This window comes from Mesorhizobium neociceri, assembly GCF_013520985.1.
In the GTDB taxonomy this organism is placed as follows: Bacteria; Pseudomonadota; Alphaproteobacteria; order Rhizobiales; family Rhizobiaceae; genus Mesorhizobium; species Mesorhizobium neociceri.
The window spans coordinates 74,216-86,761 of sequence record NZ_JACDTY010000024.1 but is presented as its reverse complement, the minus strand read 5'-3'; the positions used below and the strand labels follow the sequence as shown (position 1 = coordinate 86,761).

Genomic DNA, 12,546 nt, shown 5'->3' with positions numbered 1-12,546 from the left:
CGAATAATCTTATCCACGGACGGTCTCCTTGATTGAGATTTGCAACGACCTCATTCTGGCACATTGCGATGCCGTCGGGGGCCGTCCACCCCAACACGTACTTGAGTACGCTCCGCTCCGGTTCTCGGAAGCCGCCATTTTCGACGCGGCCTGACCTGAATCTCAGCCCGCCTTCGGCGCTAGACACGCCGCATGCGGGCGGCGAAGAAGCCGTCGAGGCCGGAAATTCCGAGCGAGCCGAGATCGAGATCGGCTGGTGTGGTGCGTAGCGTGCCTTGGCTGGTCAGGAAGGCATCGAAGCCGGCGATTTCGCCCGGCTGCAACGGATCGTCAGCGATGTTTTTGTCCGCGGCCAGAAAGGCGCGGTAGAGATCCTCGCCTTCGATCGGGTCGAGCGAACAGTTGGAAAAAACAATCCGACCGCCCGGTTTGACCAAAGTAACGGCGCGGGCGAGCAGCTTTGCCTGCAGGTCGGCAAGCTTTTCGACGTCAGCCATTGTTTTCGTCCACGGCACGTCGGGGTGGCGTCGCACCGTGCCGGTGGAAGAGCAGGGCGCGTCGAGCAGCACGGCGTCGAACAGCTCTGTTGGCTGGTATTTCAGCAGATCGGCCTGGACGATTTCGGCGGACAGGCCGAGCCGCTCGAGATTTTGCGTCAGCCGCGCCAGCCGGTTTTTCGAGGTGTCCACGGCGGTGACTTTTGCGCCGGCAAGGATCAGCTGGGCGGTCTTGCCGCCCGGGGCGGCGCAGAGGTCGGCGACGCGCAATCCTTTGACATCGCCGAACAGCCGCGCTGGAAAACTGGCGGCGGCGTCCTGGACCCACCAGGCGCCTTCACCGAAGCCGGGCAGTTCGGTGACGGAGGCGCTGAGCTTTTCCACCCGGATCGTGCCGGTCGGCAGCACGATTCCGCCGAGCTTTTCGGCCCAGAGTTCGGGATCGGCCTTGACCGTGAAGTCGACTGGCGTCTCGATCCGGTGAGCGGCAAGAATCTGCGTCGTCTTGTCGGCGCCAAAGGCGGCCTTCAACCGGTCGGTGAACCACTTTGGCGCTTCGTCGGTGGCGGCAAGTGCTGCCGGCAGCTCCGTGTCCTTGGCCCGCGCCAGTGTGCGCAGAACGCCGTTGACGAGGCCGGAAAAGCGCTGCGTGCGCGGGTCGGACTTGGCGTGGGTCACAGCCAAATCGACGGCGGCGCTGTCGGGGATGTCGAGGAACAGTATCTGCGCCGCCGCGACATGCAATATGTGCGACAGAGCCGTGGCGTTGGGCGGCAGCGGCTTTTCGAGGCGGCGGGCGAGGAGCCCGGCAATGGTCATGCGGTAGCGCAGCGCGGTCACCAGTATGGCGCGCACCAGGCCGCGGTCGCGCAGGTCGAGCGCCTTGTATTGCGGATGGCCGTTCTCGTGATCTGTCAGCCCGTCGAGCGGCGTCCTCGCATCGATGACGGCGGCCAGCAGCCGCGTCGCCGCCTTGCGCGCGGCGAGGCCGGCGACGGATTCGTCCGAGCTGTTTTCGCGATTGCCTGAGTGTGCGGGCCGGCCTCTGGCTTCGCTCACGACCACGGACCTTTGGGTCCGGTCGGGTTGCGGCCCCACGGATTGGATTTTGGCTTGGCCGACTCAGCCGGCGGCTCGGGCTGCGCCGGCTTGCCCCATGGGCCTTGCTGGCCATCGGCTTGCAATTCTTCGGTGGGCTCCGGCGTCGGCGCCTGGCGCGGTACGGGCTGGCTGGAGCGGCCTGCCATGTCGCGCGCCATCGCCTGTAGCGCGGCGATCCGGTTGTCGGTGTTCGGGTGGGTCGAAAACAGGCTGTCCATGCGCTCGCCGTGAAGGGGATTGATGATGAACAGATGCGCAGTCGCAGGGTTGCGCTCAGCATCCGGGTTGCGGATGCGTTCGGCGCCGCGGGCGATCTTGTCAAGCGCTGATGCCAGCCAAAGCGGATTTCCAACGATTTCGGCGCCGCGCCGGTCGGCCTCGTATTCGCGTGTGCGGCTGACCGCCATCTGCACGATCATGGCGGCGAACGGCGCCACCAGCATCGCCACCAGCACGCCGACAAAGCCGAACGGATTGTTGTTGTCGCGGCTGCCGCCGAAGAAGAAGGCGAAATTGCCGAGCATGGAGATGGCGCCGGCGAGTGTCGCGACGATGGTCATGGTCAGCGTGTCGCGGTGCTGGATATGGGCGAGCTCATGTGCCATGACGGCCGCCACCTCCTCATGCGAGAGGCGCTCCAGCAGGCCGGTCGAGGCCGCCACGGCGGCGTTTTCGGGGTTGCGGCCGGTGGCGAAGGCGTTCGGCTGTGGGTTGTCGATCAGATAGGTCTTCGGCATCGGCAGGCCGGCCTGCTTGGCCAGCGCCTCGACGATGGCGTAAAATTCGGGCGCATTCCTGGCGTCGACTTCGACGGCGTGGTTCATCGACAGCACCATCTTGTCGGCGTTCCAGTAGCTGAACAGATTGGTGCCGGCGGCGACCACAAAGGCGATCATCATGCCGCCAGTGCCGCCGATCAGAAAGCCGACGCCCATAAACAGCGCCGTCATCGCGGCCAGCAGCATGGCGGTGCGTAGCGTGCTCATCGTTTGCTCCGTTTGCGGCCGTGGTAAAAAGGGGTCGATCCGGGTGTCATCATCGCTATATGATGGGAAACGCCACCGTTCGTTTCAATCCGCCGGGACTATCGCATGACCGACGAAACCAGCAAAGCCGATGCCGACCGGGATGCCGGTGCGCCGCAGAAGGACCTGACGCCGGCCGCCAGCCGCGCGCTGGCCGAAGCCAAGGCGCGCCGTGAGGAGTATCGCCAGAAGGAAGCGGTGCTGCCGAAGGAAATCGGCGGCCGTGGCGGAAACGAACCCGGCCGCTACGGCGACTGGGAGGTGAAGGGCCTGGCAACCGATTTTTAGCCGCTAACGATCTCTTTTTTGACGCAATTCCGGACGGAAAACCGTTTCACACTTGTCCTGGAATTGCTTTAGGCCGCGCTGCGCTGCGCCTCCAGCGTCATCCAGCCGTTGTCATCGATGGCAACGGAGATGGTGTCGTAGCCGGCAATCGCGGTGTGCGGCGTCGCCATTGGATGCTGGTGGGTGGCGCTGATCACCATCACCGATGCTCCTGCTGCCTCCGCCGCCGCGATGCCGGCCGGGGCATCCTCGAAGACCAGGCAGTCACCGATGTCGACGCCGAGCCGTTTTGCCGCCAGCAGAAAACAGTCGGGCGCCGGCTTGCCGTGCGACACGTCCTCGCCCGCGACCATCAAGGCGGGAACCGGGATGCCGGCCGCCTGCATGCGCAACAGCGCCAGCGGACGCGGCGCCGAGGTGACGATCGCCCAGCGCTCGGGCGGCAGCGCGTTGAGGAATGGCACGGCGCCGGCGATCGGCAGCACGCCTTCGACATCGTCCGACTCGGCCTGCAACAGCACCAGCGCCTCGTGCACCGGGTCGACGCCGGGAAGCGCCAGCCTGGTGATGGTCTCGACCGCGCGTACGCCATGGATCGTCGGCAGGAAGGCTTCGACGTCGAGGCCGTGCTTACGCGCCCACGCCGCCCAGACGCGCTCGGCCGAAGCAATCGAATTGAGCATCGTGCCGTCCATATCGAAGAGGAAGGCGGCGAATTTTCTGCCTGCAAACATCTGATTTTCCAAAGGGTTTTCGGGAGCGTTTCGGGAGGGTCAAAACATGTCGTTCGACCGTAACGCCACGGCGCCTGCCTGGGAAGGCGCGGGCGGGTCTTTTCGACAATTCCAGGGAACCATGATCCTGCTTCTGGCGTTTAAACCAAACTGTCTTCCATAAGAAATGACGGGGGAAACGCCATGCTGATCAGGCTCGGCTACGAAATCGCCATTGAATGCACCGATGCCACGCCGGTCATCTCGCTGCTCGAAATCCACAGGGATCGCCAGGCCGACATCAAGCGGCAGACGCGCGTGCTGACCTCGCCTTCGGTGCCGAGCAAGGTCTATCACGACCTGTTCGGCAATGCCTGCCGCCGCTTTGTCGCTCCCGCCGGCAATTTCCGCATCCTCTACGACGCAACCGTCGAGGACAGTGGCGAGCCGGATGAGGTCAACACGCTGGCCAAAGAAATGCCGGTGGCGGAACTGCCGGACGATGTGCTCGGCTATCTCCTCGGCAGCCGCTATTGCGAAACCGATCATCTCGGCGGCCTGGCCTGGCAGCTTTTCGGGCATGTTCCATCTGGCTGGGCGCGGGTGCAGGCGATCGTCGACTATGTCCACAGCCGGCTGTCTTTCGGCTACGGCTATGCGCGGCCGACGCGGACCGCCGCGCAGGCACATGAGGAGCGCGTTGGTGTGTGCCGCGACTTTGCCCATCTGGCGATCACGCTCTGCCGCTGCATGAACATCCCGGCCCGCTATGTGAACGGCTATCTCGGCGACATCGGCGTGCCGGTCGATCCGGCGCCGATGGATTTCTCCGCCTGGCTGGAAGTCTTCCTGGACGGCAAATGGTACACGTTCGACCCCCGCCACAACCGGCCGAGGATCGGCCGCGTCGTCATCGCACGGGGCCGCGACGCGACGGATGTGCCGCTGCTGCACAGTTTCGGCCCACATCGGCTCGGCCTGTTCAAGGTCTGGACCCATGAGCAGGAGGGCAAACTGTTCAACCCGCCCTATCACGGCGTCGACAAGACCATCAGCGCGCGCATGCTCGCGTAGAGCGGTTCGCGGCAGGGATTCTGATCCGCTTCGACACACTGCATCTTTCGGACATCTGTGCCGGATCGGGACCGGGATTCGCCCTGCGACAGATCATGGTGAGTACTTCGTAAACGAAGGGGCTGCCGTGAATTTTTGTTTACCGCTCGTTCACCTTGCGACGAGGCCGAACTCAGCAAAAACAACAGCTTGAACGATGGCGGGGGGCTTGCGCGCAGGTGGCCGCGCGATCCGGCCGGAATCCTGCATTGGCCTTCCTGCGGCGACGAGGCCGAGGCGAGCGGAGGCTGAAGGATGCGGAATTACGGGGGTCTTATTCACGCGGCTGGCGTTTTCGCCAGGGATCGCAGTGGAAGTTTCGCGGTGCTGTTCGGCCTTGCCGCCTCGGTCTTGGCGCTCAGCGTCGGCTTTGCTGTCAACATCTCTCAGATTTACAACGCCAAATCGAGCCTGCAGGGCGTGGTCGATGCCGCTGTCACCTCGACCGCGCGCGACCTGACCACCGGGGTTATCAGGGAAGTCGACGCCAACAAGTCGGTGCAAGCCTTTCTCGACGCCAACAGCATGGCCGGCATATTGCAGGCCAACCAGATCGTTCTCGACAAGCTGACCGTCGACAGGACCGCCAATACGGTCAAGGCCGACGCCCATGTCGATGTCGGGCTTTACTTTCCGCTGTTCAGCGTCGGCGACATGCAGCGCGTCGGCGCCTCGACCACGGCGCTCTATTCCGACAAGACCATCGAGGTTTCGATGATGCTCGACGTCACCGGTTCGATGGCCGGTCAGAAGATCAAGGATTTGAAGACGGCGGCAAGCAATGCCGTCGATGCCTTCCTGACCGGTCAGGACTTGTCCAAGCCGCGGGTGCGCGTCGCCATCGTGCCCTACGCCAATTCGGTCAATGCCGGCGCGCTTGCTGCCAGCAGCGTGTTTGTCGAAACCAAGTCCAGCCAGCGCAAGCAGGCGCCCGGCAATGAAGACCCGCAAGCCGTCTCGTCATCGACGCGTCCGGACAACTGTGCAACCGAGCGCAAGGGCGCCAATCAATACACGGATGCGGGTCCCGATGTCGGCATGGTCAATCGCGACTATTTCCTGTCGGGCTTCGCGCAAAACACCAACACGGCGGCCTGCCCGGCCGCAGCGCTGATGCCGCTGACGGCCGACGCCAACGCGCTCAAGACCGTGATCAAGAATTTTGCCGCTTCGGGCGGCACGGCCGGCCATATCGGCGTGCAGTGGGCCTGGTACATGCTGTCTGAAAACTGGGGCAGTGTGATGAAGGCCTCGCAGCGGCCGGCCAAAATGGACCCGAAGAAGGTCGCCAAATTTGCGATCCTGATGACCGACGGCGAGTTCAACCTGTCCTATTTCGACGCCAGCAGCGTCGACCAGGTCTATAACGACGCCGGCAAGGAACCGACCCGCACGGCAGCCAAGACCTTGTGCGGCGCAATGCGCAACAAGGGTATCGAGATCTTCACCATCGGCTTCAATCTCACCGAGAAGAATGCCAAGACCACCTTGCAGGACTGCGCCAGCCCGGACACCGGCAGCATCAAGCATTTCTACCAGGTTGCCACCGGCACAGAACTCAACGATGCCTTCCAGACCATTGCCCGCAACATCGAGAATTTGGCGCTGACCAATTAGCCGTCTCTCAGGCCCAAAAGGAAAAGGCCGCCGCTTCTTGATGAAGCCGGCGGCCTTCCGTGTTTCCGTCCATGGCGCGGCCGATGGCGGCGACCGAAGTCACCCACCGCGCTTCTCGCGCCTTAACGGGAAGACTGCTTCCCGAAAGTGCAATCCGCTGAGGCCACGTTCTGGAAAACGAAATCACTCGACATCGGATCACCTCCTTTCGATTTGTTGAACACGTCCTCATGATGGGGTGCGTTGCAGCAAAAGACAAGGTGTCTGTCTGAAATAGGACGGGCAGCCCGGCTTCCACGCGCGGCGGGTTGCGGTCGGCCGGCCGGGCGGGCAAACTCCTGCCGGGGGACCAGCATTCGGAGGAAGGCATGGAGGCAGCCGAGAAGGCCGCTCGGATCGTTCGAACGGTGATCGAAACGCTGAAGCCGGGTTTTGCCGTCAGGCTGTGGACCGGCGAGCGGATCGGTCCCGCCAGCGGTCCGGTGCTCACCATCAACGACCAGGACATTGTCTGGCAGGTGGTGAAGCGGCCATCCTTGTCGACGCTGATCGAGATGTGGATTTCCAAGACCATAGACATCGAAGACGGGACGATTTTCGATTTCTACGCCCTGCCGTCGCAAGGCAAGCTCAGGACCAAGATCAAGTCGCTGCCGAAGCTGGCGATCCTGCGTGACCTGCCTGCCGTACTTTTGTCACGCAAGCAGATGAGCGCGCGCACCGATCTGTCGGGGCGCAATCCCTATGTCAGCGGTTCGAGCCAGGAAGCAATCCAGCATCACTATGACATTTCGAATGCCTTCTACCGGCTCTTCCTCGACGAGCGCATGGTTTACAGCTGCGGCTATTTCACGGATTTCGCCAACGGAATCGACCAGGCGCAGGCCGACAAGCTCGACCACATCTGCCGGAAGCTCCGGCTGAAGCCGGGTGAAAGCCTGCTCGACATCGGCTGCGGCTGGGGCGCCATGCTGATCCATGCGGCGAAGAATTACGGCGTCATCGGTCATGGCGTGTCGCTGTCGCAGGCGCAGACCGACCTCGCCCGCGAGCGGATCCGCGCCGAGGGACTGGAAGACCGCATCACCATCGAGATCAAATCCTATGCTGAACTCACCGGCACCTTCGACAAGATATCGTCGATCGGCATGTTCGAGCATCTCGGGCTCGCCAACCACGCCACCTATTTCAAGACCATCCATCGCCTGCTCAATCCGGGCGGCATCTATCTGCACCACGCCATCACCAGGCGCAGCAAGGGCGACTTGAAGAAGACCCTGCGCAAGGGGCCGGAGTTCAAGGCGCTGCTCAAATACATTTTTCCCGGCGGCGAGCTCGACACGATCGGCATGACGCTGGGCAATTTCGAGGCGCATGGCTTCCTCGTCTACGACGTCGAGAATTTGCGCGAGCACTATGCGCGCACCTGCCGGCTGTGGGCCGAGCGGCTGCAGGCCCGCTTCGACGCGGCGGTCGCCGAGGTCGGCGAGGCCAGGGCGCGGCTGTGGCTGCTCTATCTCACCGGCTGTTCGATCACCTTCGAGCGCGCTTCGGCGCAGATTTTCCAGACCGTCGTCACCAAGCGCGCGCGAGGCCCGAGCGGGCTGCCGCCGACACGGGCGGATCTGTATCGGTAGCGATGTCTGATCCGGGAGCGAAACCCCCGCGCCTTCGCGCGAAGGTTAGGCCAATTTCCAAGGTATTTGGTCTACCCGCTTCGCGCTGTTGAGGGCCTAGACGAACCGCATCGGCGCGCCGATCTCGACGCTGGCGGGCCGGTCGACCGTGCAATAGACACCGAGATTGTGGGCGTTGTGGCGGACCAGATTGCGCAGGATGCCGGGATCGTGGTCGAAGCCGTCCTGGCTGATGATGGTGAAGCCGCAGCGGCGGCATGGCGCGGAAATGGTCAGCATGAGATCGCCGATGGCGAGCTTGCGGCCGATCCATTCGGTCTCGGGAAACGAACCTTCGACCGCCGCCATGTCGACGACGATGTTGGGGCGGAAGCGGCGCGGATCGGGAACGCCTTCCGGGTGCAGCGCCTTCAGCCGCGCCAGCGATGCGGTGGTCAAGAGATGGATCGGCGCCTTGCGGTAACGCTCGGCGGTCAGCGGGCCGGTATAGTTGCGCGCGTTGTCCTGGCTGAACGGCCGGATCGAGGCGGCGAAGCCGAGATAGGCCGAGACGGCGCGGTCGCATTCGACGCCAGGTGCTGCCAGCCAGCCGCCGTCGGGAACGGCGATTTCCAGCTCCCGGTCGTTGCTCAGCCTTGTGCGGATGCGCGGCACCTTGTGCCATTTCGCGTCGCGGTCAGGCCGCGCAATCTCGTTGTCGGCGGTGTCGACGAGACCGAACAGCCGGTCGCCGTCGATGGTCTCGACACCGACCGAAATGGCGTCGCGGCGTTCGCCGGCGAGCGAGCTCGCGGGATAGCGCCAGAGTTCGATGACGGAGCCAAGCTCAGCCATTTCGCGTCTCGCCAATCGTGTCCTGACAAACCTGGGGCCGAATGATCGTCAGCCCTTCTTGTTCTGGCGGTTGGCGATGAGGTCGTCGACCACGGCTGGATCGGCCAGGGTCGAGGTGTCGCCGAGCGCGGAAAAATCGTCCTCGGCGATCTTGCGCAGGATGCGGCGCATGATCTTGCCGGAGCGCGTTTTCGGCAGGCCGGGCGCGAACTGGATCTTGTCGGGCGTGGCGATGGCGCCGATCTCCTTGCGGACATGGGCGACAAGCTCCTTGCGCAGCTCTTCGGTCGGTTCGACGCCCTTCATCAAGGTGACGTAGCTGTAGATGCCCTGGCCCTTGATGTCATGGGGATAGCCGACGACGGCGGCCTCGGAAACCTTGTCGTGGCTGACTAGTGCCGATTCGACTTCCGCCGTGCCCATGCGGTGGCCGGAGACGTTGATGACGTCGTCGACGCGGCCGGTGATCCAATAATAACCGTCGGCGTCGCGGCGGCAGCCGTCGCCAGTAAAATATTTTCCCTTATAGGTGGAGAAATAGGTCTGCACGAAGCGCTCATGGTCGCCATAGACTGTGCGCATCTGGCCAGGCCAGGAATCGGTGATGCAGAGATTGCCGTCGGCCGCCCCTTCCAGCACCTTGCCTTCGCCGTCGACCAGCTGCGGCTTGACGCCGAAGAAAGGCCGCGTCGCCGAGCCGGCCTTGAGGTCGGTCGCGCCGGGCAGCGGCGTGATCAGGATGCCGCCGGTCTCGGTCTGCCACCAGGTGTCGACGATCGGCACCTTGCCGTTGCCGACGACGTTGAAATACCACTGCCAGGCTTCCGGGTTGATCGGCTCGCCGACCGAGCCCAGCACGCGCAGCGACTTGCGCGACGTCTTCTTCACCGGCTCGTCGCCCGCACCCATCAGCGCGCGCAGTGCCGTCGGCGCGGTGTAGAAGATGTTGACCTTGTGCTTGTCGATGACTTCCCAGAAGCGCGACTGCGAGGGGTAGTTCGGCACGCCCTCGAACATCAGCGTGGTAGCGCCGTTGGCGAGCGGGCCATAGACGATGTAGCTGTGGCCGGTGACCCAGCCGACATCGGCGGTGCACCAGTAGATATCGCCGTCATGGTAGTCGAAGACATATTGGTGGGTCATCGAGGCATAGACGAGATAGCCGGCGGTGGTGTGCAGCACGCCCTTCGGCTTGCCGGTCGAGCCTGAGGTGTAGAGGATGAACAGCGGATCCTCGGCCTTCATCTTCTCCGGCTTGCAGTCGCCTTTCACCGTGGCGATCTCGTCATGGTACCAGACATCGCGCCCGGCCACCCAGCCGACCTTGCCGCCGGTCCGGCGCACGACCACCACCTTTTCGACCTTGGTGCCGGCCTTGGCCGCGATCTCGATCGCCTTGTCGGTGTTTTCCTTCAGCGGGATCGGCTTGCCGCCGCGCAGACCCTCGTCGGCGGTGATAACGAAGGTCGACTTGCAGTCGTCGATGCGGCCGGCCAGCGCGTCGGGCGAGAAGCCGCCGAAGACGATCGAGTGGATGGCACCGATCCGCGTGCAGGCCAGCATCGCATAGGCGGCTTCCGGGATCATCGGCATGTAGATGGTGACGCGGTCGCCTTTCTTGACGCCGTACTTCTTCATCACATTGGCCAGCCGGCAGACGTGCTCGTAAAGCTCGTTGTAGGTGACCTTCTTGTCGTCATAGGGATTGTCGCCTTCCCAGATGATGGCGGTCTGGTTGCCGCGCTTCTTCAGATGGCGGTCGATGCAGTTGTAGGAGACGTTGGTCTCGCCGTCCTCGAACCATTTGATCGAGACCTTGCCGTCGAAGGAGGTGTTCTTGACTTTGCTGAACGGCTTGAACCAGTCGATGCGCTTGCCGTGCTTGCCCCAGAACTTGTCCGGATTTTTCACACTGTCGGCATACCATTTGAGGTAGGTGTCGTTGTCGATCAGCGCGTTCTTCTTCCACGCCGGCTGGACGCGGTGGATCTTCACCTCGGACATGTCTTCACTTTCCTCCCAAACCAGCCGCCGGCTTGACCACCGGCAGGATCACGGCGACGCAGCCGCGAATTCGGCGGCATTATTAACAGTTCCGCGCCGACGGCAACATTAGACGTTGGATTCGCGTGGCGGGATGCCGCAGTTCCTGTTTCTGGTTGTGTCAGCACTCGGATGCGGTCGCTGCTAACTGCATGTTTTCGCGCGGAAAACCCGTTCAGGATCAAGAAAAATCAATAGACAGTTAAGGAACGGCGCGCACAATTCGGTGTTGGGAGGAATGGAGAATCAACCGGGCCAGGGGTACTGCCATGCGCGACCATTCCGAAATGGACCTGATGCTCAAGGGCTATGGCCTGACCACGGCCAAGATCCTGTATCATTTTCCCGACCACCCGCATCTCCTGCAAAGCTTCATCTGGCAGGATTACGATTTGGCGCCGACGTTTCCTGTGCTGATCAAATTCATCGAGTTCTGGAAGGCAGAGCTGGACGGGCCGCTGCATTCGGTCAGCTATACGCATCAGAAGCTGATCGCGCCGAATGAATGGCGGAAGGTGGATGGGGAGTTCGTGCTGCACTAGGGCTGCGGCTTCGGAGCCGTTGAGGTCGGCGATCTACGGCGCTGTCCCGCGAACCTTTGGCTTCAGTAGCCGATCCGATCACACCGCCGACGGATTCAGCCGGGCAAAGCCTTCCTGGCGGCGATAGGGGAAGTACGGGTAGGGCGCGGTAACTTCGCTTGCGGCGTCGAGCTTTTTCACCTGCTCGGGCGTCAACACCCACCCGACGGCGCCGAGGTTCTGGCGCAGCTGTTCCTCGTTGCGGGCGCCGATGATGACCGATGACACGGTCGGGCGCTGCTGCAGCCAGTTGATGGCGATCTGCGGCACGGTCTTGCCGGTCTCTTGCGCCACCGCATCGAGCGCATCCATCACCCGGTAGAGATGTTCGTCCGCGACCGGCGGGCCGAAATCGGCCGTGTCGTGCAGCCGGCTCCTTTCCGGCAGAGGCTGGCCACGGCGGATCTTGCCGGTCAGGCGGCCCCAGCCGAGAGGGCTCCACACCAGCGCGCCGACGCCCTGGTCGAGGCCGAGCGGCATCAGTTCCCATTCATAGTCGCGGCCGACCAGCGAATAGTAGACCTGATGCGCGGCGTAGCGTGGGTAGCCATGCTTGTCGGCCTCGGCCAGCGACTTCATCACTTGCCAGCCAGAGAAGTTGGAGACGCCGACATAGCGCAGCTTGCCGGCGCGCACGAGATCGTCCAGCGTCGACAGCACTTCCTCGACCGGTGTGCCGGCGTCGAAGGCATGCAGCTGCAGAAGATCGATGTAATCGGTGCCCAAGCGCTTCAAGGAGGCGTCCACGGCCTTGATCAAGCGCGAGCGCGACGAACCGTAATCAGCCGGGCCGTCGCCCATCGGCAACGACGTCTTGGTCGAGATCAGAACCGCGTCGCGGCGACCCTTGATGGCTTCGCCAAGCACCTCTTCGGAAGCGCCATTCGAATAGACGTCCGCCGTGTCGAACAGATTAACGCCGGCCTCAAGGCAGATGTCGATCAGCCGCCGTGCCTCCTTGGCGTCGCTGTTGCCCCAGGCGCCGAACAGCGGGCCGGAGCCGCCGAAGGTGCCGGCGCCGAAGGAGAGTGCGGGCACCTTCAGGCCCGATGCGCCGAGACGTCGATAATCCATTTTATTGTCCTTTCAAAGTGGGA

The 12,546-nt window shown here is 63.2% G+C and carries 11 protein-coding genes; 5 read left to right on the top strand and 6 right to left on the bottom strand.

The annotated features are described in order from the left end of the window. Positions 1-179 precede the first annotated feature (179 nt). Positions 180-1,562, bottom strand: coding sequence for an RsmB/NOP family class I SAM-dependent RNA methyltransferase (locus H0241_RS30660; RefSeq protein ID WP_181061501.1), 1,383 nt, complete (start codon positions 1,560-1,562; stop codon positions 180-182). Continuing rightward, complete coding sequence (htpX, locus tag H0241_RS30655; RefSeq protein WP_181061500.1) at positions 1,553-2,584, bottom strand: zinc metalloprotease HtpX; 1,032 nt, start codon at positions 2,582-2,584, stop codon at positions 1,553-1,555. The genes H0241_RS30660 and htpX overlap by 10 nt, the downstream gene beginning before the upstream one ends. A gap of 105 nt (positions 2,585-2,689) precedes the next feature. Between htpX and H0241_RS30650 the strand changes: the two genes are divergently transcribed. Next, positions 2,690-2,911 (top strand): DUF1674 domain-containing protein, encoded by a 222-nt coding sequence (locus H0241_RS30650; protein WP_181061499.1) that lies wholly within the window; start codon positions 2,690-2,692, stop codon positions 2,909-2,911. 68 nt (positions 2,912-2,979) lie between these two features. Here H0241_RS30650 and H0241_RS30645 read toward each other — a convergent pair whose 3' ends face one another. Further along, a complete protein-coding gene (locus H0241_RS30645) occupies positions 2,980-3,645 on the bottom strand; it encodes an HAD-IA family hydrolase (protein ID WP_181061498.1) in 666 nt (221 codons plus the stop codon). Between the two features lie 183 nt (positions 3,646-3,828). On the opposite strand from H0241_RS30645, the gene H0241_RS30640 reads away from it, so the two are divergent. The 3 genes from H0241_RS30640 (at position 3,829) to H0241_RS30630 (ending at position 7,991) form a co-directional block, all read left to right on the top strand. Continuing rightward, entirely contained in the window at positions 3,829-4,698 is an 870-nt protein-coding gene (locus tag H0241_RS30640; protein WP_181061497.1) for a transglutaminase-like domain-containing protein, read from the top strand. Positions 4,699-4,992: 294 nt separating this feature from the next. Further along, a complete protein-coding gene (locus H0241_RS30635) occupies positions 4,993-6,354 on the top strand; it encodes a pilus assembly protein (RefSeq protein ID WP_181061496.1) in 1,362 nt (453 codons plus the stop codon). A 368-nt stretch (positions 6,355-6,722) separates the two neighbouring features. Further along, positions 6,723-7,991: an SAM-dependent methyltransferase gene (locus H0241_RS30630; protein WP_181061495.1), complete on the top strand. Its 1,269-nt coding sequence runs from the start codon at positions 6,723-6,725 to the stop codon at positions 7,989-7,991. Between the two features lie 96 nt (positions 7,992-8,087). Here the strand turns inward: H0241_RS30630 and H0241_RS30625 are convergent, their stop codons facing one another. Then, positions 8,088-8,825: an MOSC domain-containing protein gene (locus tag H0241_RS30625; RefSeq protein WP_181061494.1), complete on the bottom strand. Its 738-nt coding sequence runs from the start codon at positions 8,823-8,825 to the stop codon at positions 8,088-8,090. A 48-nt stretch (positions 8,826-8,873) separates the two neighbouring features. Next, positions 8,874-10,829, bottom strand: a complete 1,956-nt coding sequence (acs, locus tag H0241_RS30620; protein ID WP_181061493.1) for an acetate--CoA ligase — start codon at positions 10,827-10,829, stop codon at positions 8,874-8,876. Positions 10,830-11,137: 308 nt separating this feature from the next. Between acs and H0241_RS30615 the strand changes: the two genes are divergently transcribed. Continuing rightward, a complete protein-coding gene (locus tag H0241_RS30615; protein ID WP_181061492.1) occupies positions 11,138-11,410 on the top strand; it encodes an usg protein in 273 nt (90 codons plus the stop codon). 78 nt (positions 11,411-11,488) lie between these two features. On the opposite strand, the gene H0241_RS30610 is transcribed toward H0241_RS30615, so the two are convergent. Further along, positions 11,489-12,523 (bottom strand): aldo/keto reductase, encoded by a 1,035-nt coding sequence (locus H0241_RS30610; protein ID WP_181061491.1) that lies wholly within the window; start codon positions 12,521-12,523, stop codon positions 11,489-11,491. Positions 12,524-12,546 lie beyond the last annotated feature (23 nt).